Genomic DNA, 19763 nt, shown 5'->3' with positions numbered 1-19763 from the left:
CACCCCACCGGCGATCACGGGAGACCCACATGCCTCAGGCCACCGATGACCAGGCCGGTCGGGCTGCCACAGCACTCCCACTCGCGGCCCCTCGTCGTCGCGGGCGGGCCCTCGCGGTGTTCCTCAGCGCCCTGGCTGTTCTCGTGGCCACGGTCGGGCTGGCCGGCCCGGCCCGGGCCTACGAGTGGAACGTCCTGTGCACGGGCTACGACGCGTGCGCGACCGCCGGCTACTCGAACTCGGGCTACAAGGACCACAGCAGCACCAGCTACTGGAGCCAGTCGACCGGCCACAACTGCACCAACTACGTGGCCTACCGCCTCGTGACCAACGGGCTGCCCAACAAGCGCCCGGCGCAGCTGTCCGGCAACGCCTACAACTGGGGCACGGCATTCGCGTCCCAGACCGACGACGCGCCCGCCGTGGGGTCCGTCGCGTGGTGGGGGCAGTCCTTCTCGAGCACCGGTCACATCGCCTACGTCGAGAAGGTCGTCTCGGCCGACCAGATCCTCGTCTCGGAGGACAACTGGGGCGGCGACTTCCGCTGGCGCTCGGTCACCCGCTCCGGAGGCCTTTGGCCGGCGGGTTTCATCCACCTCAAGGACATGGGACCCAAGGTCGCGGCGCCCGCCTCCTACCCGACCTACCGCCCGGTGGCACCGACCCGCATCGTCGACACCAGGTCCTCGCTGGGTGCGACCGGCCCGCTCGCCGCCGGTAGCGACACCAGCATCCTCGTGAGCGGGAAGGCGGGCCTGCCCCGCACCGCCATCGGCGCGGTGGTCGTCAACGTCACCGTGGTGCGCCCCCAGGCGGAGGGCTACCTGCTCGCCTACCCGTCGGGCACGTCGCCCGCAGCGTCGTCGACGGTCAACTTCGACCCGGGTGCCGTCGTCGCCAACCAGGCGGTCGTGGGGGTCGGCTCCGACGGGCGCATCCGGATCAAGGTGAGCCAGGCGACCGACGTCCTCGTGGACGTCGTCGGCTGGTACCCCTCGTTCGGCAACCTGACGACGACGACCCCGACGCGCATCCTCGACACGCGCTACGGGCAGGGCGCCCCCGCCGGTCGCCTGCAGCCGGGTTCGCGCATCGACCTCACGGTCACGGGCAGCTCCGTCGTGCCCGCATCCGGTGTCGACTCCGTCCTGCTCAACGTCACGGCCGCACGCCCGACCAAGGACGGCAACCTCGCCGTCTGGCCCACCGGGGCCGCCGAGCCGAACTCGTCCTCGCTGAACTTCTCGTCCGGCAGCTCGATCTCGGGCCTCGTCGTCGCCAAGGTCGGCAGCAACGGACGCGTCAGCATCCGCACGTCCGCCGCGACCGACGTCATCGCCGACGTCGTCGGGTGGTACCCGTCGGGCGCGGACTACCTGGGACTGACGCCTGCACGCCTGCTCGACACCCGCAACGGCACCGGTGTGGCCGCGAGCGGCCCCGTCGCCGCGGGTGGCGTCGTGCGCCTGCAGGTGACCGGTCGGGGCGGCGTGCCGTCGACCGGTGTCAAGGCCGTGGTCCTGACCCTCGTCGTCACCGGTCCGCAGCAGCCGGGCCACCTCATCGCCTACCCCTCGGGCAGCTCGCGCCCCACGACGTCGAACCTCAACTTCGTCGCGGGCCAGACGATCGCCAACACGGCCGTCGTCACGCCGAGCAGTGACGGCTACGTCGACATCTACGTCTACCAGTCGACGCAGGTGGTCGCGGACGTCCAGGGCTACCTGGCGTCGTGATCAGCGCGGAGCGCAGGGGAGCCGGCGCGCCGGGTCTCGCAAAGGGTCGCGCCGGGTCACCGGACCCTGTCCGGCGACCGGCCGCCGGGGCCCCCGGCTACGCGCCGGGCTCGGTCACGAAGTCGATGAGCTCCTCGACGCTCGCGAGCAGCGTCGGCTCGAGGTCGGCGTAGGACCGCACGGTCCCCAGGATGCGCTTCCACGCCTGGGCGATGTCGGCCTGGCTCGAGTGGGCCCACCCGAGCTCGGCGCAGATACCGTGCTTCCAGGACGTGCCGCGGGGGATGACCGGCCACTGCTGCCAGCCGAGCCGCTCCGGGCGCACCGACTGCCACACGTCGACGTAGGGGTGGCCGAGGATCCGCACGTGCTGGGCCAGGCCGGGAAGGGCCTGCGCCTGCGCGACGATCCGAGCCTCCTTCGTGCCGGGCACGAGGTGGTCGACGAGGACGCCGAGGCGTCGTCCCGGGCCGGGCTGGAACTCGGCGATGATGCCGGCGAGGTCGTCGACACCGTCCATGAGCTCGACGACGACACCCTCGACCCGCAGGTCGTCGCCCCAGACCTTCTCGACGAGCTCGGCGTCGTGCCGGCCCTCGACGTAGATCCGTGACCCGCTGGCGACGCGGGCGCGCGCTCCCTCGACGGCCACCGAGCCGCTGGCGGTCCTCGAGGCGGCTCGCCGTGCCTCGGCGAGGGCGGCGCCGGCGGCTGCCTTCGGCGGGGTGAGCGTCACGGGGGCCCCGTCGAGCAGGAAGCCCGGTCCTAGGGGGAAGGCCTTGGTGCGTCCGCGACGGTCCTCGAGGTGCACGACGTGCATCCCGCCCGCCTTCTCGACGCGCACGACGGCGCCGACCCAGCCGGTCTCGACCTCCTCGACGACGAGGTCGGGCTCGGCGGGGGTGGGGGTGGACCGGCCGCGCCTGGGGGCACGCCAGTCTCCGCTGAGCACGTCGGATCCGTAGCGATCGATGGGGGACACGACAAGCGAGGGTATGCCGCGTCCCGACCGCCGCGCGGACGCCACGCGGGTGCCCCCACCGGGCCCTGCGGGGCGACGGGGTGCCCCTGGGGTCGGAGCCTCGGGGGTGGCCGTCCGGGACGACGGGTCACCGACGCGGGCGCGGCCCCGTCGGGAAGGGCGGGGCGCCGCATACGGTTGGATGAAATCGGAGATCGGCGGCCCACGACGTAGACTTGGCACTCGTCGATCGAGAGTGCCAGACGAGAGTGCCGGACCCGTGGCACCCACCGACTCCAGACCCGTGAAGGAGGGACGATGAGCGAGGACCGCAGGCTGATGGTGCTGCGCGCGATCGTGCAGGACTACGTCCAGACCTCCGAGCCGGTCGGCAGCAAGGCGCTCGTCGAGCGCCACCACCTCGGCGTCAGCGCCGCGACGGTGCGCAACGACATGGCCCTGCTCGAGGAGGAGGGCCTCATCCACGCGCCGCACACGTCGGCGGGGCGCGTGCCGACCGATGCCGGCTACCGCGTGTTCGTCGACCGGCTCAGCGCCGTCAAGCCCCTCGGTCAGGGGGAGCGCCGCGCGATCGGGCAGTTCCTGCAGGGCGCCGTCGACCTCGACGACGTCGTGGACCGGACCGTGCGCCTGCTCGCGAGCCTGACCCGCCAGGTGGCGGTCGTGCAGTACCCGTCGCTGACCCGGTCGACGGTGCGGCACATCGAGCTCGTCCCCATGGGCTCCTCGCACCTGATGATCGTCCTCATCGTCAACACCGGCCGCGTCGAGCAGCGTGTCGTCGACACCGGGCGCGTGCTGACCGACCCGACCGGTGAGGCCCTCGTCGCCTCGATCCGGTCGCGCATCAACGAGGTGGCGGCGGGCGTGCCGTTCACCGTCGCCGCGACCAGGCTGCGCCGCCTCGTCGGCGAGACCGACGACGCCGACCGCGCCGCTCTCGAGGCCGTCGTCTCGGCCCTCGGCGACGCGCTCGTCGAGGAGCGCGAGGAGCGCGTCGTCCTCGCCGGGCAGGCCAACCTCGCTCGGGCGGGGGCGGACTTCCCGCGCTCCATCGGCCCGATCCTCGAGGCGCTCGAGGAGCACGTGACCCTGCTGCGCCTGCTCGGGCAGCTCGGCGACGACCCCGAGCTCGTCTCGGTGCGCATCGGCTCCGAGAACCCCGTGACCGGCCTGCAGTCCACCTCGCTCGTCTCGATGGGCTACGGCTCCGGCTCCGAGCGCGTGGCGAGCCTCGGGGTGCTCGGCCCGACCCGGATGGACTACCCCACGACGATGGCGTCGGTGCGGGCCGTCGCGCGCTACGTCTCCGAGATCCTCGACGAGAACCAGGCCACCTGACCCAGCACGACCTCGGCCAGTCCGCCGGTGCAGCGCCGCGCCGGAACCGAAAGCACCACGTACCAAAAGGAATCCCAGGTTGAACGACTACTACGCCGTCCTCGGTGTCTCGCGCGACGCGAGCCAGGAGGAGATCAAGAAGGCCTACCGTCGACTCGCCCGCAAGCTGCACCCGGACGTCAACCCCGGTGCCGAGGCCGAGGAGGAGTTCAAGCGCGTCTCGCAGGCCTACGACGTGCTCTCCGACCCGCAGAAGCGCCAGTCCTTCGACATGGGCTCCGACCCGTTCGCGTCGGGCGGCGGCGCCGGCTTCGGTGCGGGACAGGGCTTCTCGTTCAGCGACGTCATGGACGCCTTCTTCGGCGCGGGCGCGCAGGCCGGCACTCGCGGTCCGCGCTCACGGGTGCAGCGCGGGCAGGACGCCCTCGTGCGGCTCGACATCGACCTGTCCAAGGCGGTCTTCGGCTCCGAGGAGGAGCTGACCCTCGACACCGCCGTCGGCTGCACGCGCTGCGACGGTGACGGCGCCGAGCCGGGCACCGGTCGCCAGACCTGCCCCATCTGCAAGGGTGCCGGCGAGGTCCAGCAGATCCAGCGCAGCTTCCTCGGCCAGGTCATGACCTCCCGCCCGTGCGTCAACTGCCAGGGCTTCGGCTCCACGCTGACCGACCCGTGCCACGACTGCTCTGGTGACGGTCGCGTCCGCACCCGCCGCTCGCTCAAGCTCAAAGTGCCCGCCGGTGTCGACACCGGCACGCGCATCCAGCTGACCGGGGAGGGCGAGGTCGGTCCCGGCAACGGCCCCAAGGCCGACCTCTACGTCGAGATCCGCGTCGTCAACCACGAGACCTACACCCGTCGCGGCGACGACCTGCACTGCAGCGTCGAGCTGCCGATGGCGGCGGCGGCGCTCGGCACGAGCTTCAAGCTCTCGACCTTCGACGGCATGCAGGACCTCGAGATCAAGCCCGGCACGCAGAGCGGCGACGTGCTGACGCTGCGCGGCCTCGGCGTGACCCACCTGCGCCACGGTGGTCGTGGTGACCTCCTCGTCCACGCCACGGTGCAGACCCCGACCCGCCTGACCGAGGAGCAGCAGGAGCTGCTGCGCCAGTTCGCGGCCCTGCGTGGCGAGGAGAGCCCCCAGGGACGGCTCCAGCCGGCCAACAAGGGCCTCTTCGGCAAGCTGCGCGACGCCTTCAAGGAGAAGTGACCCGCACGTGAGCGCCCGGTGACCCACCAGCTCTTCCTCGGTGACCCGTCGGTGGTGGCCGGCGCGGTGGTCGGGAGCTCGCTGCTGCTCGACGGCGACGAGGGCCGTCACGCCGCGACCGTGGTGCGCCTGCGTGCCGGCGAGCACTGCTTCGTCGCCGACGGCGCCGGCCGCCGGGCCCTGCTCGAGGTCACCGACGTCGACCGCACGTGGGTGCGGGGACGGGTCCTCGAGGTGACCCAGGAGCCGGAGCCCGCCCCGAGGCTCGTCCTCGTCCAGGCCCTCGCCAAGGGCGACCGCGACGAGCAGGCGGTCGAGGCCGCCACCGAGCTGGGGGTCGACGAGGTCGTGCCCTGGCAGGCCGAGCGATCCGTCGTCGTCTGGCGCGGCGACCGCGCCGCGAAGTCGCTCGCCAAGTGGGCCGCGGTCGTCACCCGGGCCGCCAAGCAGTCCCGCCGGGCCCGGGTGCCGCTGACGTCCCCCGCGGTCGGGCTCGCGCCCCTCGCGGCCCGCGTGGGGGCATCGGCCCTCACCCTCGTGCTCCACGAGGACGCGACCGAACCGCTCGCGTCGGTCGAGCTGCCGGGGTCGGGCGACGTGCTCGTCGTCGTCGGGCCCGAGGGCGGCATCACCGACCGGGAGCTCGAGACGCTCACGGCCGCCGGGGCCCGCGCGGTGCGTCTCGGCTCGACGATCCTCCGGGCGTCGTCCGCCGGTCCCGCCGCCCTCGCGGTGCTGAGCGCGCGCACCCGCTGGACCTGACGGCATACGCCCCCCGCCCGGTGGTTCGAGGTGATCCCGACGGCGTCGGGGGTGCCGCGACCACCTCGACAGCGGCGCCGGCGAGGGGTCAGCGGGCGGTGAGGCCGACGAGCTGCTCGGCAGCCGTCGAACCGTCCTTCGCGCTCGTCTCGAAGACGCGGAGCACGTACGCCCCGACCTGGAGGGGCCGCTTCGTCGTGAACCGGTAGGAGGCGCGCGCGGGTGCCGCCTCCGAGGCGGTGGTGTAGCCGCTCTCGACGGGGCGCCCGTCCCTGAGCAGCTGCCACTCGACGTTGGCCTCGAACGTGCTGGCCACCCCCGTCACGGTCAGTGTCCGGCCGGCCGGCACGACCGACCCGCGCGCCGGCTGGTCGACCCAGATGGGTGCCACCTGGCCCAGCACCGCGATGGGGTCGGTGGGCCGGTCGTAGGCCGAGGAGGCCGGGTGGCCCGGCGACACCTGGGCGCCGCCGTCGACGAGCTCGAAGCGCACCGGCAGGGCCGCACCGAGGGCAGCCTGCACGGTCCACACCAGCTGCTCGGTGGCGAGGGCCGAGGTGTCACGGGTGCCGGCCGACAGGCGCACGGTGATCGAGCCTGCTCCACGGGTCACACCCTCGGCCGTGACGCCGGTCCACGCCGAGTGGTAGCGCGTGCCCGCCGGGGCCGGGCCCATGGCAAGGCGCAACGCCGTGAGCGCCGTGCCGGTCCCGGTGGGGGGCGACGGCACCTGCGCCGGCACGAACTCACGGAACAGGCGCAGCTGGTCGCTCCCTGCCGCCACGGGACCGAGGTAGTAGACGGGCACGCTCGCCGCCTTCATGGCCGGTGGCCCGCTGCTCGGCGGCGGCGCCGGCACCGTGGGGGCCGACGAGGTCGACGGCTGGGCGGCGGTCTGGGTGGGCACGCTCGACCGGCCGGTCGAGGGGGTCACGGACGGCGCGCCGGGCGTCGGCGACCCGACGGCGGTCGACGTCGCAGCCGCCGGCGGCGTCTGGGCGGAAGGTCGGTTGACGGCCCAGACGGTGCCGGCGAGGAGGGCGACGGCCGCGGCTGCTGCAGCCGGCAGGAGCCAGTGACGGTGCGGGCCCGGGGGCGGGTCCGAGAGGGCGGTCGCGGTGGCGCCCGAGCGGGCACCCGAGTGGGCCTCGGCCAGGATCGCGCCCAACCGGTCGCCCGGAGCGATGGAGCGGCCCTCGGCGTCGAGCGCCCGGCGCAGGCGGTCCTCGACCGCTCCCAGCTCGGCGGGGTGCGGGCCGATGGCCGTAGGCGGGGCGGCCGGCTCCTCGGCGGGCGTCCCACCCGGTCGGGTCGGCTCGGTGTTCATGACAGCTCCAGGGGTTCGATGGTGCGGCGCAGGGCCGTCAGGCCGCGGTGGGCGTGGGTCTTGACCGCGCCGGGGGAGATCTCGAGGGCCTGGGCGATCTGGGCCTCGGACAGGTCGGAGTAGTAGCGCAGGACCAGCACCTCCCGCTGGCGGGCCGGCAGGGCCCGGAGGGCGTCGAGGACGCGGTCCCGCTCGGCCGTCCTGATCACCTGCGTCTCGGCGCTGCCGTGGCTGCCCCGGCCGGGGTGGTCCGCCGCGGCCGCGACGCGCGCGTTCTGCCGGTCGACGACGACCGCGTGACGCTGCACGGACCGGCACCCGTTGACGACCGCGGTCTGCAGGTAGCCGACGACTCGGCCACCGTCCCGGATGGAGGCCCAGCTGCGATGTGTGGCGACGAAGGCCTCCTGCACGACGTCCTCGGCGGCGAGCTGGTCGCGCAGGAGCAGCCACGCGAGGCGGACGAGCCGGTGCCAGTGCGCCTCGTAGAGCGCGGTGACGGCCACGTCGGGGTCGGTCGGCAGCCCCGGTGACGGCTCGGGGTCACTGAGCTGGCCTTCCGGCATACCCAACGTTCTCACGGACAGATGACGCGCCCGGGGCCCTCGCGGTTGACACGTCGGCGACGGGGAGGGCGAGTCCCTTGACGCACGAACGGCCCTGCGCGGGTGCACGTCGACCCTCGCGTGCCTAGGGTGCAGTCATGACCCCGCAGACCCCCAGTGACTGCCTCTTCTGCAAGATCGTCGCCGGCGAGATCCCCTCCGACCGGGTCGCCGAGAGCGAGCGCTCCATCGCCTTCCGCGACATCAACCCGGCCGCGCCGATCCACGTCCTCGTCGTGCCGAGGCGCCACGAGCCGACGGTGGGCGCGCTGGCGGCGGCCTCGGGAGAGGACCTCGCCGACGTCTTCCGCCTCGCGACGAGGGTCGCCGAGCAGGAGGGCGTCGCCGACGCCCACCGGATGATCGTCAACACCGGGAGCGCTGCTGGCCAGACGATCTTCCACGCACACGTGCACGTCCTCGCCGGCGCCGCCTTCACCGAGGGGAGGATGGTGTGAGCGACGGGAGCGAGCCGACGGCCGAGAAGGCCTCTGCGGCAACGGAGCCCACCGACGTCGAGGTCAAGGTGGCCGGTGCCGGGGCCAAGGCCGCCGACCCGGTCGACGACCTCGTGACGACGCACCACACGCTCAAGGTCGGTCGTCGTCGGCTGCGCTACACCGCGACGACGGGGCGCGTCGTGCTCCGCGAGGAGGAGCACAAGGACGGCACCTTCGGTGGGCACCAGGCGCGCGCCGAGCTGTCCATGACGAGCTACGTCCTCGACGACGCCGACGCGCGCACGCGGCCGGTCACCTTCGCCTTCAACGGCGGACCGGGCAGCTCCAGCGTGTGGCTGCACCTCGGGCTGCTCGGCCCACGCCGCGTCGTCAGCGGTGACGTCGGGGCGCTCGAGCCGCCGCCGTACGACCTCGTCGACAACCCTGAGTCGCTCCTCGCCGTCAGCGACCTCGTCTTCATCGACCCGATGTCGACGGGCTACTCCCGCGCCGTCGAGGGTGGCAAGCCGGGGGAGTACCACGGCTACCAGAAGGACATCGAGTCCGTCGCCGACCTCATCCGGCTGTGGACCTCGCGCAACGGTCGGTGGATGTCGCCGAAGTTCGTCGCCGGCGAGTCCTACGGCACGCTCCGCGGGGCGGCGCTCGCCGAGCACCTCCAGTCCCGCTACGGGATGTACCTCAACGGGCTCATCCTCATCAGCAGCGTGCTCGACCTCAGCTCCGTCGACTTCGAGAACCAGCGCAACGACCGCGCCCATGCGCTCTACCTGCCGACGTATGCCGCCGTGGCCCACTTCCACGGCAAGCACGGCCGGCGCTCGCTGCGGAGCGTCCTCGACGAGGCTGAGGCGTATGCCGTCCGCGACTACCCGTGGGTGCTGTCCCGGGGCAACCGCCTGACCACGGGCGAGCGCGCCGAGGCGGTCTCGACCCTGGCACGGCTCTCCGGCCTGACCGAGGACTACGTCGACCGCGCGGACCTGCGCATCGAGCACTGGCGCTACTTCACCGAGCTGCTCCGTGACGAGCGGCTCTCGGTGGGGCGGCTCGACGCCCGGTTCACCGGGCCGGCAGCGGCCGCCATCGCGGAGAACATGGATGCCGACCCCTCGCACGATGCGATCACCGGCCCCTACGCCGCCGCCTGGAACCACTACGTCCGCGACGAGCTCGGCTACGGCAGCGACCTGCACTACGAGCAGATCTCGCGCCTCGTGCACCCGTGGTCGTTCAAGGACTTCGAGGGCCGCCCGATCGACGTCTCGCCGAAGCTCGAGCGGGCCATGCGGCAGAACCCACACCTCAAGGTCCACGTCGCCTACGGCTACTACGACGGCGCGACGCCGCACTTCGCCGCCGAGGACGTCGTGGCCCACCTCCAGCTGCCCGCCGACCGGCTCGCGAACATCGAGCACGCCTACTACGAGGCCGGACACATGATGTACGTCCACGAGCCGTCGCGTCTCCGGCAGAGCCAGGACCTCTCCGAATTCGTGGTGAGGAGCTCGGGCCGCGCCACGTAGACTCGTGACCACGATGAATGATGCCCAACCTCGACCGTCCGAGACCGACAGCCCCGACGGCGTCTCGCCAGCCGCAGGCTCCCAGAGCGGCGGCGACGCCCCGGTGCTGATCCGGCAGATCCCGCCGCCGATCGAGATGGTCACCCTCCTCGGTCCGCGCGACGAGCTGCTGCGCACCATGGAGCGGCAGTTCCCGCTCGTCGACACCCATGTGCGCGGCAACGAGATGACCTTCGCCGGCCCCGCCGGGGAGCTCGAGATCATCGACGCGCTGCTCGACGAGCTGCTCGTCATCGTCGAGACGGGCCAGCCGCTGAACCGAGACGCCGTGGAGCGCTCGATCTCGATGCTGCGCAGCCAGACGATCGAGCGTCCCGCCGACGTGCTGACGATGAACATCGTCAGCAGCCGCGGGCGCACGATCCGGCCCAAGACGCTCAACCAGAAGCGCTACGTCGACGCCATCGACCAGCACACCATCGTCTTCGGCATCGGGCCGGCCGGCACCGGCAAGACCTACCTGGCGATGGCCAAGGCCGTGGCAGCGCTGCAGGCCAAGCAGGTCAACCGGATCATCCTGACGCGCCCGGCCGTCGAGGCCGGCGAGCGCCTGGGCTTCCTGCCGGGCACGCTCAACGACAAGATCGACCCCTACCTGCGGCCGCTCTACGACGCGCTGCACGACATGGTCTCGCCCGAGACCATCCCCAAGCTCATGGCGTCAGGCACCATCGAGGTCGCGCCGCTGGCCTACATGCGTGGCCGGTCGCTCAACGACGCCTTCATCATCCTCGACGAGGCCCAGAACACCTCGAGCGAGCAGATGAAGATGTTCCTCACCCGCCTCGGCTTCGGCTCCAAGATGGTCGTCACCGGTGACATCACCCAGGTCGACCTCCCGGGCGGCACCCGGTCGGGCCTCAAGATCGTGCGCGACATCCTCGGCGACGTCGAGGACATCCACTTCGCCGAGCTGACCTCGCACGACGTCGTCCGCCACCGTCTCGTCAGCGCCATCGTCGACGCGTACGAGCGCGACGACCACCGGGCCGCCAAGCGCGCCCGGCGCGCAGCCGGCGAGACGGGCCCGGGCGCGGCCGGCGGTCGTGCACCCAGGCCGGGCACACGGCATACGCCCTCGGGCCCCGACGGGCTCGCCCAGGAGGACCCGGCATGAGCATCGACGTCCTCAACGAGACCGACGCCGACGTCGACGAGCTCGAGCTGCTCGCGTGCGCCCAGTACGTCATGGAGCAGATGCGGGTGCACCCGCAGGCCGACCTCTGCATCAAGCTCGTCGACGAGGCAGCCATGGAGGTGCTCCACGTGCAGTGGATGGACCTGCCCGGGCCGACCGACGTCATGAGCTTCCCGATGGACGAGCTGCGCCCCGGACGCGAGGGCCAGGAGCCCGAGGAGGGCACGCTCGGCGACATCGTGCTGTGCCCGTCCGTCGCGACGAAGCAGGCCGTCGAGGCCGGGCACGCCCCCATCGAGGAGATGCTCCTGCTGACGACGCACGGCATCCTGCACCTGCTCGGCTACGACCATGCCGAGCCCGACGAGGAACGCGAGATGTTCGAGCTGCAACGCCAGCTGCTGCTCACCTTCCTCGCCACGCGCAACCGCCCGAGCGCCTGAGCGCGGACGAGAGACCGAGATGTTCCCGCAGTTCGCCCTCCCGGCCCTCGTCAGCATCGTCGTGGCGTTCCTCCTCTCGGCCGCCGAGGCCGCGATCTTCCGCATGTCACGCGTGCGCGCCCAGGAGCTCTTCGAGGAGGGGCGCTCCGGCGCGAAGTCGCTCATGACGGTGGTCGGCGACTCACCGGCGTACCTGTCCGTCATCGCGTTCCTGCGCGTTGTCGCCGAGGCCACCGCAGCGGTGCTCGTCACGCTCGCCGTCGCCGGCCAGGTCGAGTCGACGTGGAGCCGGGCGCTCATCAGCATCGCGATCATGGCCGTCGTCTCGTTCGTCGTCGTCGGCGTCTCGCCGCGCACCCTCGGCCGGCAGAACTACGACACGGTGGCCCTGTGGAGCGCGCCGTTCGCCGTCGGGCTCCGCCGGGTGCTCGGCCCCGTGGCCAAGCTCCTCGTCGTGCTCGGCAACGCCGTGACGCCCGGCAAGGGCTACACCGACGGGCCGTTCCAGACCGAGTCCGAGCTGCGCGACCTCGTCGACATGGCCGGTGACTCCGACGTCATCGAGGCCGACGAGCGGGAGATGATCCACTCCGTCTTCGAGCTGGGCGACACGCTCGCGCGCGGCGTCATGGTGCCGCGCACCGACATGGTCGTGCTCGACGCCGACAAGACGCTCCGCAGCGCGATGTCGCTCTTCCTTCGATCCGGCTTCTCGCGCATCCCCGTCGTCGGCGAGGACAGCGACGACGTGCGTGGGCTGCTCTACTTCAAGGACGTCGCGCGCCGGCTCAACGCGGCTCCGGAGGACGGGCGTCACCTCGCCACCGAGGTCATGCGGCCCATGCACTTCGTCCCGGAGAGCAAGCCGGTCGACGACCTGCTGCGCGAGATGCAGCGCGACCAGAACCACTTCGCCATCGTCGTCGACGAGTACGGCGGCACCGCCGGGCTCATCACCATCGAGGACATCATCGAGGAGATCGTCGGCGAGATCGCCGACGAGCACGACCGTGAAGCGCCCGGGGTCGAGCATCTCGAGGACGGCACCCTGCGTGTGCCGGCCTCGATGGACATCGACGACCTGGCCGAGCTCTTCGACGTCACCATCGACGAGGAGGACGTCGACACCGTCGGCGGCCTGCTCACCAAGGTCATCGGACGCGTCCCGATCGTCGGCTCGTCCGGTACCGTCGCGGGGCTGGAGCTGACGGCCGAGCGGATGGCCGGACGCCGCCACCGGGTCGCCTCGGTCATCGTGCACCGCGTCGCGGTGCCGGAGGACGACACCGCCCACATCGAGACGGAGGACGCCCATGGGCACTCAGGACGCTGACCCGACACGGGAGACCCGGGGGACTCGGACGACTCGGGGCGAGGGCATGTCGCCGGGTGGGCGGTCCGAGGACTTCCGCGCCGGGTTCGCCTGTCTCGTGGGCCGGCCCAACGCCGGCAAGTCCACGCTGACCAACGCGCTCGTCGGCCAGAAGGTCGCGATCACGAGCTCCAAGCCGCAGACGACGCGGCACACGATCCGCGGCGTCGCCACGACGCCGACCGCCCAGGTGATCCTCGTCGACACCCCGGGGCTGCACAAGCCGCGCACCCTGCTCGGGCAGCGTCTCAACGACCTCGTGCGCGAGACGCTCCTCGAGGTCGACGTCATCGGCTTCTGCCTGCCCGCGGACCAGCGCATCGGGCCCGGTGACAGCTTCATCGCCAACGAGCTGAAGGAGCTCCGGTCGGTGCGACGCCGCCCGGTCGTCGCCATCGCCACCAAGGCCGACGCCGTCGACCGCGAGCGGCTCGCCGAGCACCTGATGGCCATCGACCAGCTGGGGGAGTGGGACGCGATCATCCCGTGCTCCGCCGTCTCTGGCAGCCAGGTCGAGGAGGTGCGCGACGTCCTCGCCTCCTTCCTGCCCCGTTCGCCGCAGCTCTATCCCGACGGTGTGCTCACCGACGAGCCGGAGATGGTGATGATCGCCGAGCTCGTCCGCGAGGCCGCCCTCGAGGGGGTGCGCGACGAGCTGCCCCACTCGCTGGCCGTCGTGGTGGAGGAGATGGTGCCGCGCGAGGGACGCCCCGACGACAACCCGCTGCTCGACGTGCGCGTCAACGTCTTCGTCGAGCGGCCCAGCCAGAAGGCCATCGTCATCGGACGGGGTGGTTCCCGGCTTCGCGAGGTCGGCACCAACGCGCGCAAGGGCATAGAGGCCCTCCTCGGACAGAAGATCTACCTCGACCTGCACGTCAAGGTCGCCAAGGACTGGCAGCGCGACCCGAAGCAGCTCCAGCGCCTCGGCTTCTAGCTTGCGGCGCAATGGATTTGGGGGTGGGGGCGCCGTCGCCTACCCTGCCGCGATGAGCAGCCCCATCCAGCGCCGTGTCGGCCAGGTCTTCGTGCCCGTCCGTGACATGACAGCCGCCATCCGTTGGTATGCCGCGGTGCTGGGCTTCGAGCCGGGCGTGACGTCACACGAGGGCACCATCTACGACATCCCCACAGACGGGGAGACGCGGCTGGCCCTCGACGCCAACCGCCCGGACTTCGACGCGGGCGGTCCTCCGCGCTTCTTTCTATGGACCCACGACATGGCGGCGACGATCGAGCACCTGCACCGGTTGGACGTGAGGATCACGTCCGACGTCCAGGACATCGGCAGCGTCTTCTTCGTCCAGTTCGAGGACCCCGACGGCAACGCGCTCATGGTCTGTCAGCGCGCCTGAGGTCACCGCCGGTCCTAGAATCGCGTCAAGGAGGCACAGACATGTCGGAGACTGCTGCGCACGACCACGAGCTCGAGGTCCTCGAGGACGACCAGACGGTGCCTCCGCGGCCCGAGGAGCAGATCGCGGACGTCCGTGAGGAGCCGGCGCGGCCGCCCGAGGGCCCGCCCACCGAGTGACCGGGTCTCACGATGCGGGCGCCGGTCCCGAGGGGTGGACGTGACCCGAGCACCCGGCATACGGTGAAGACGTGCGAGCGGTGAGCCTCCTCCTTCTCTGCCGCGACGAGGCCTGATCCCGGCCCTCCTCGTCGCGGAGTTTCCCGTGTCCGGCCGGACACCGAGCGAAACGCAGACGAAGAGAGTGCAGCGATGATCCACCCCCAGCAGACGTCGGGAATGCCGTTCCAGAAGTACGTCCCGTTCCACGAGCAGATCCCGTTCGAGCTCCCGGACCGCACGTGGCCCACCAAGCGGATCGAGCAGGCGCCCCGCTGGTGCGCCGTCGACCTGCGTGACGGCAACCAGGCGCTCATCGACCCGATGAACTCCGAGCGCAAGCTGCGGATGTTCCAGCTGCTCGTCAAGATGGGCTACAAGGAGATCGAGGTCGGCTTCCCGTCGGCGAGCCAGACCGACTACGACTTCTGCCGCGAGCTCATCGAGGGCGGCCACATCCCCGACGACGTGACGATCCAGGTGCTGACCCAGTGCCGCGACCACCTCATCGAGCGCACCTACGACGCGATCCGCGGCAGCAAGCAGGCCATCGTCCACTTCTACAACTCGACGTCGGCGCTGCAGCGCAAGGTCGTCTTCGGTCTCGACCAGGACGGCATCATCGACATCGCCGTCCAGGCGGCGCGCCTCTGCAAGAAGCTCGAGGAGACGATCCCCGACACGACGATCTACTACGAGTACTCGCCCGAGTCCTACACCGGCACCGAGCTCGACTTCGCGATGCGGATCTGCAACGCCGTCGTCGACGTCATCGACCCGACGCCCGACCACAAGATCATCGTCAACCTGCCGGCCACCGTCGAGATGGCGACGCCCAACGTCTACGCCGACTCCATCGAGTGGATGATCCGCCACCTCGAGCGCCGCGAGTCGATCGTCGTCAGCCTGCACCCGCACAACGACCGTGGCACGGGCGTCGCGGCGGCCGAGCTCGGCTACCTCGCCGGCGCGGACCGCATCGAGGGCTGCCTCTTCGGCAACGGTGAGCGCACCGGCAACGTCTGCCTCGTCACCCTCGGGATGAACCTCTTCAGCCAGGGCATCGACCCCCAGATCGACTTCAGCGACATCGACGAGGTGCGCCGCACCGTCGAGCACTGCAACCAGCTGCCCGTCGGCGAGCGCCACCCCTACGGCGGCGACCTCGTCTTCACGGCCTTCTCCGGCTCGCACCAGGACGCCATCAAGAAGGGCTTCGAGGCGATGGCCGCCGAGGCCAAGGAGAAGGGCACGAGCATCGACGACCTCGTGTGGGGCGTGCCGTACCTCCCGATCGACCCGCACGACCTGGGCCGCTCCTACGAGGCCGTCGTGCGCGTCAACAGCCAGTCCGGCAAGGGCGGCGTCGCCTACATCATGAAGACCGAGCACCAGATGGACCTGCCGCGCCGGCTGCAGATCGAGTTCTCGGGTGTCGTGCAGCGCGGCGTCGACCAGGACGGCGGCGAGGTCGCGCCCGCCGAGCTGTGGTCGCGGTTCCAGGACGAGTACCTCCCCGACCCGACCCGGGCCTGGGGTCGGTTCGAGCTGGTCAACGTCGTCACCGACTCGACGGTCGACGGGTCGAGCACGATCGAGGCGACGGTGCGGGACGGCTCCGAGTCCGTGACGATCAACGGCACGGGCAACGGCCCCATCGCTGCCTTCGTCGACGCCCTGTCCACGGTCGAGGGCACCCCGGACGTGCGCGTCCTCGACTACGCCGAGCACGCGCTGTCCGCCGGTGGCGACGCCCGCGCCGCGGCCTACGTGGAGTGCGCGGTCGGTGACCGCGTCCTGTGGGGCGTCGGGGTCGACCCGTCCATCGTCACGGCCTCGATCAAGGCCATCGTCTCGGCCGTCAACCGCGCCGAGCGCGACAGCGTCCCGAACGCCTGATCGGACGGCCCCGCACAGTGGGGTAGCGTCTGGCGCCATGGAGTCCCCGGTCGGTCGAGTGCTACTTCGACTGGCCGGGGTCTCGTTCGTCGCGGTCGCGCTCGTCGGCCTCGTCGCGCCGCGTCCGGTCAACGTCGGCTACCGCTGGCAGGTCGTCGTACCGGTCGCCGTCGGGCTGCTCGTGCTCGCCGGCGTGGTGCGGCTGCCGCGCTGGTCGAAGACCCGCTGGACCCCTGCCGTCGTGGCCGTGGCCGGGGGCGCGCTCGCCACCCTCGTCGGGCTGATGCAGCGCTACCACTACGGCTGGGACGCCCGCGTCGTCATGGACGTGGCGCGATCGCTTCAGGCGGGTCGTCCGCTCAGTCCCGCCGACTACGACTACCTCTCGCTCTATCCCAACAACCTGCCGCTGCTCGCCATCGATCGGATGGGCGCGGCTGTCGCACAGTCGTTCTCGCTCGCGCCGGACGCCGTGCTGATCCCGCTGAACGGCGTCTGCGTCGCCGTGACGCTGTATGCCGTCCACGCCCTCGTCGTGCGCGTCGCCGGCCGTGGGCCCGCCCTCGCGGCGCAGCTCGTGACCCTCGTCCTGGTCGGCACCAGCCCCTGGCTCGCCGTGCCCTACACGGACTTCTACGCGATGCCGTTCCTCGTCGGTGGGGTCGCCCTCGCGGTTCGTGCCATGACCCCGCGAGCACGCACCGGGCGAGTCGTCCTGTGGCTGCTCGCGATCGTGGCGGTGTCGGTCGCCTATGCCATCAAGACGACGCCGGTCGTCATCGCCATCGCGGCGGTGCTGACGGCGGTCGTCGCCATCTTCGACCACGACCTCGCCCCGGGGCGGCGCGCCGGTGTCATCGCGGCCTGCGCCGCCTCCGCCATCGCCTTCGTCGCCCTCGGCACGGGGCTGTCGGCCGCCGCGACCTCGATGGTCGGGGTGGACTCGACGCGCATCGACAGCTCGGTGACGCCGCCGGTGCTGTGGTGGGTGGCGCTGGGGGCCGATGAGCAGCGCACCGCCGACGGGGTCGTCAACTACGGCGCCTACTCGCGCGAGATGGTCGACGCCATCACCGGACGCAGCCAGGACGAGATGCGCTCCTACGCCGCGGGGGTCCTTCAGGAGCGCTGGGCCGCGCGGGGCCTTGGCGGGACGCTGGCGTTCTACGGCAGGAAGGCTGCGTGGAACTGGGGCGACGGCATGTTCTGGGCGTGGGGCGAGGGGCCGGACTCGCTGCCCGGCACCCTGGCGCCGGCCACCGGGTTGACGGGGATCGTCCACGACCTCAACGGGTTCCACGGCTCGGGCTACCAGCTGCGGGCCGACCTGACGCAGGCCCTGTGGTTGGCGGTGCTCCTGGTCGCGGGGCTCGGGCTGCTCCGGGCGCCCTACCGACGCGAGACCCTGCTCGTCGCGGCCTCGCTGCTCGGCATCGCGGCGTTCACGCTGGTGCTGCAGGGCCGGTCGCGCTACCTGTTCGCCTTCGCGCCGCTCGTCGTCGTGCTCGCGGCGATGGTGCACTCGTCGCTCCCGCGGCTCGGCCGACGGCGCTCTGCCTGAGGGGACGTCGCCCCGGCAACGTCACCCCACCGGCCGTCCGAGCGGCCGACCGACCGGCAGACCGAACGGCAGATCGGGCGGCACACCGAACGGCAGATCGGCCGGCAGGCCGAACGGCCACGCGGTCAGTCGATCGAGTCGGCCAGCACGGCATCGACGGCGGCGAGCGCGGCGGCGTCCCCGTCGCGGATGATCTCGCCCTCGGTCGGGCGGTTCCACAGCCAGCAGTCGATGTCGGCGGCCGACCCGCTGATCTCGGCGGTCGCCGCCGGGTCGGGGCCGTCGCTGACGAGGAAGCGCTGGACGTCGATCTCCCGGCCGTTCCAGGTGCCGGTGATCCGCACGGGCGTCACGGTCCAGGAGTGCATGGCGTCGACGGTGGCGATGGTGACGGGCGCGGAGACGGGGAGGTGCGTGAGGTCCGGGTCGGGCTCGTGGCCGCGCATGACCCGCAGCGCCTCGTCGATGCCGTCAGCGGCGAGCCGGCAGTCGAGCGGGGTGCGCTCACCGACGGTCAGCTCGGCGTCGAGGCGGTGGATCAGGGCCTCGTGCGCCTGGCGACGGCGGATGTAGCCGGCGGTGTGGTCATCGGCCCACATCCAGAGGGGGGTCTCGGGAGGCAGCGCCGCGAGCACGCGGTGCAGCCGCTCGCTCGAGCGGTCGAAGAAGTCGAGCAGGTCTGCGCGGTCGGCGGGCCGCTGCTCCCGGGCGGCGTCGACCGCGTCCAGGTCCTCGGCGTCGGTCAGGCCGCGCTCGGCGATCTCACCCCAGAACCACTGCACCCCACCGAGGTGCCACAGCAGGTCGTCGGCGTCCCAGTCGGGGCAGGAGGGGACGCGCGCGTCAGCCGGTGCGGTCGCCAGGACCGTCCTGAAGCGAGCCGAGTCGGCCGCGAGGTGGTCGAGGAAGGGCAGGGGGCCACCTGAGCGGCTGGACGGCATACGAGAGTCTCCTTGTCAGCGGACGCCGGCTACCCGGAACTGCACGGAGATGCGCGGGCCCAGAGGCTCGGACGTCTTCGGGACCGCGTGGTCCCACGTCCGCTGGCACGAACCGCCCATCACGACGAGGTCACCATGGCCGAGGGGATAGCGCAAGCTCTTTGCCATCGACCCGGGGATGGCGCCGCCGTCCCGTGGGCGCAGGGTCAGCGTGCGCGGGGAGCCGAGCGAGAGGATGGCGATCATCGTGTCGCTGTCGCGCGAGCGGCCGACGCGGTCGCCGTGCCACGCGACGCTGTCCCGCCCGTCCCGGTAGAGGCAGAGACCGGCGGTGACGAATGGCTCTCCCAGCTCACGGGCATAGTGCCGGCTCAGCGACTCGCGGGCCTCGACGAGGAGCGGGTGGGGGAGCGCCTCGCCGGCGCCGTAGAACTTCGTGAGCCGCGGGACCGCGACGACGGAGTCGTACATCTGGCGCCGCTCGGCGTGCCACGGCACCCCGTGGAGCAGTGCCGTGAACAGCTCGTCGCCGGCGGCGAGCCAGCCCGGTCGCACGTCGACCCAGGCGCCGTGGGACAGCGGGTGGCGGGTCGTTCCGGTGCCGAGGTCGCGCAGCGTCATCGCGTCGGTGAGGTCGAGGAGCGAACCCTGGAGAGAGAGGTCCATGTCGCCACCATAGCCCAACCGGTCGAACGGGTGTTCTGCATATCTGCTTAGGTGAAGTCCGGTATGCCGGTTTCTGCTGGCTTGAGAAGGTCCTTGAGCGGGTGCGGGTCAGTGTCCACGGCTTGCTCGAGGAGTCGATAGAAGAGCAGGCCGCGGG

Annotated in this window: 19 protein-coding genes; 14 read left to right on the top strand and 5 right to left on the bottom strand. The window is 71.8% G+C overall.

What is annotated here, in order from left to right:
* Positions 1-29 precede the first annotated feature (29 nt).
* Positions 30-1736: a CHAP domain-containing protein gene (locus ABD297_RS05300; protein ID WP_344253673.1), complete on the top strand. Its 1707-nt coding sequence runs from the start codon at positions 30-32 to the stop codon at positions 1734-1736.
* Between the two features lie 97 nt (positions 1737-1833).
* Here the strand turns inward: ABD297_RS05300 and ABD297_RS05295 are convergent, their stop codons facing one another.
* Positions 1834-2718: a DUF3097 domain-containing protein gene (locus tag ABD297_RS05295; protein ID WP_344253670.1), complete on the bottom strand. Its 885-nt coding sequence runs from the start codon at positions 2716-2718 to the stop codon at positions 1834-1836.
* A 297-nt stretch (positions 2719-3015) separates the two neighbouring features.
* Here ABD297_RS05295 and hrcA point away from each other — a divergent pair, with 297 nt between their 5' ends.
* From hrcA to ABD297_RS05280, 3 genes are all read left to right on the top strand, one after another.
* Entirely contained in the window at positions 3016-4059 is a 1044-nt protein-coding gene (hrcA, locus tag ABD297_RS05290; protein ID WP_344253668.1) for a heat-inducible transcriptional repressor HrcA, read from the top strand.
* Positions 4060-4138: 79 nt separating this feature from the next.
* Entirely contained in the window at positions 4139-5272 is a 1134-nt protein-coding gene (dnaJ, locus tag ABD297_RS05285) for a molecular chaperone DnaJ (RefSeq protein WP_344253665.1), read from the top strand.
* Between the two features lie 18 nt (positions 5273-5290).
* The gene (locus ABD297_RS05280; RefSeq protein ID WP_344253663.1) at positions 5291-6034 is read left to right on the top strand and encodes a 16S rRNA (uracil(1498)-N(3))-methyltransferase; all 744 of its coding nucleotides are present in this window, start codon (positions 5291-5293) and stop codon (positions 6032-6034) included.
* Positions 6035-6122: 88 nt separating this feature from the next.
* Here the strand turns inward: ABD297_RS05280 and ABD297_RS05275 are convergent, their stop codons facing one another.
* Together ABD297_RS05275 and ABD297_RS05270 are read right to left on the bottom strand one after the other, a co-directional pair.
* Positions 6123-7361, bottom strand: a complete 1239-nt coding sequence (locus ABD297_RS05275; RefSeq protein ID WP_344253661.1) for a Gmad2 immunoglobulin-like domain-containing protein — start codon at positions 7359-7361, stop codon at positions 6123-6125.
* On the bottom strand, positions 7358-7927 hold the full coding sequence (locus ABD297_RS05270) for an RNA polymerase sigma factor (RefSeq protein ID WP_344253659.1): 570 nt from the start codon (positions 7925-7927) through the stop codon (positions 7358-7360). Before ABD297_RS05270 ends, ABD297_RS05275 begins: the two co-directional genes overlap by 4 nt.
* Positions 7928-8064: 137 nt before the next feature.
* Between ABD297_RS05270 and ABD297_RS05265 the strand changes: the two genes are divergently transcribed.
* The 10 genes from ABD297_RS05265 (at position 8065) to ABD297_RS05220 (ending at position 17999) form a co-directional block, all read left to right on the top strand.
* Entirely contained in the window at positions 8065-8424 is a 360-nt protein-coding gene (locus ABD297_RS05265) for a histidine triad nucleotide-binding protein (protein WP_344253657.1), read from the top strand.
* Positions 8421-9953 carry a S10 family peptidase gene (locus ABD297_RS05260; protein WP_344253655.1) on the top strand — a complete coding sequence of 511 codons (1533 nt, stop codon included), beginning with the start codon at positions 8421-8423 and terminating at the stop codon, positions 9951-9953. The genes ABD297_RS05265 and ABD297_RS05260 overlap by 4 nt, the downstream gene beginning before the upstream one ends.
* A gap of 13 nt (positions 9954-9966) precedes the next feature.
* Positions 9967-11130, top strand: coding sequence for a PhoH family protein (locus ABD297_RS05255; protein ID WP_344253653.1), 1164 nt, complete (start codon positions 9967-9969; stop codon positions 11128-11130).
* Complete coding sequence (ybeY, locus tag ABD297_RS05250) at positions 11127-11594, top strand: rRNA maturation RNase YbeY (protein ID WP_030146479.1); 468 nt, start codon at positions 11127-11129, stop codon at positions 11592-11594. Before ABD297_RS05255 ends, ybeY begins: the two co-directional genes overlap by 4 nt.
* 19 nt (positions 11595-11613) lie before the next feature.
* Positions 11614-12927 carry a hemolysin family protein gene (locus ABD297_RS05245; protein WP_344253651.1) on the top strand — a complete coding sequence of 438 codons (1314 nt, stop codon included), beginning with the start codon at positions 11614-11616 and terminating at the stop codon, positions 12925-12927.
* Between the two features lie 46 nt (positions 12928-12973).
* Positions 12974-13903: a GTPase Era gene (era, locus tag ABD297_RS05240; protein ID WP_344253649.1), complete on the top strand. Its 930-nt coding sequence runs from the start codon at positions 12974-12976 to the stop codon at positions 13901-13903.
* 52 nt (positions 13904-13955) lie between these two features.
* A complete protein-coding gene (locus tag ABD297_RS05235; protein ID WP_344253647.1) occupies positions 13956-14321 on the top strand; it encodes a VOC family protein in 366 nt (121 codons plus the stop codon).
* A 41-nt stretch (positions 14322-14362) separates the two neighbouring features.
* Complete coding sequence (locus ABD297_RS05230; RefSeq protein ID WP_344253645.1) at positions 14363-14500, top strand: hypothetical protein; 138 nt, start codon at positions 14363-14365, stop codon at positions 14498-14500.
* A gap of 192 nt (positions 14501-14692) precedes the next feature.
* The gene (gene leuA / locus ABD297_RS05225; protein ID WP_344253643.1) at positions 14693-16438 is read left to right on the top strand and encodes a 2-isopropylmalate synthase; all 1746 of its coding nucleotides are present in this window, start codon (positions 14693-14695) and stop codon (positions 16436-16438) included.
* A 37-nt stretch (positions 16439-16475) separates the two neighbouring features.
* On the top strand, positions 16476-17999 hold the full coding sequence (locus ABD297_RS05220; RefSeq protein ID WP_344253641.1) for a glycosyltransferase family protein: 1524 nt from the start codon (positions 16476-16478) through the stop codon (positions 17997-17999).
* A 125-nt stretch (positions 18000-18124) separates the two neighbouring features.
* On the opposite strand, the gene ABD297_RS05215 is transcribed toward ABD297_RS05220, so the two are convergent.
* Together ABD297_RS05215 and ABD297_RS05210 are read right to left on the bottom strand one after the other, a co-directional pair.
* Positions 18125-18940: a maleylpyruvate isomerase family mycothiol-dependent enzyme gene (locus ABD297_RS05215; RefSeq protein WP_344253639.1), complete on the bottom strand. Its 816-nt coding sequence runs from the start codon at positions 18938-18940 to the stop codon at positions 18125-18127.
* A 15-nt stretch (positions 18941-18955) separates the two neighbouring features.
* Positions 18956-19606 carry an alpha-ketoglutarate-dependent dioxygenase AlkB gene (locus tag ABD297_RS05210; protein ID WP_344253636.1) on the bottom strand — a complete coding sequence of 217 codons (651 nt, stop codon included), beginning with the start codon at positions 19604-19606 and terminating at the stop codon, positions 18956-18958.
* Positions 19607-19763 lie beyond the last annotated feature (157 nt).

Source organism: Terrabacter carboxydivorans, assembly GCF_039532035.1.
Classification (GTDB): domain Bacteria; phylum Actinomycetota; class Actinomycetes; order Actinomycetales; family Dermatophilaceae; genus Terrabacter; species Terrabacter carboxydivorans.
The sequence above is the reverse complement of the archived record's forward strand: the minus strand, read 5'-3'. Positions and strand labels throughout refer to the sequence as shown.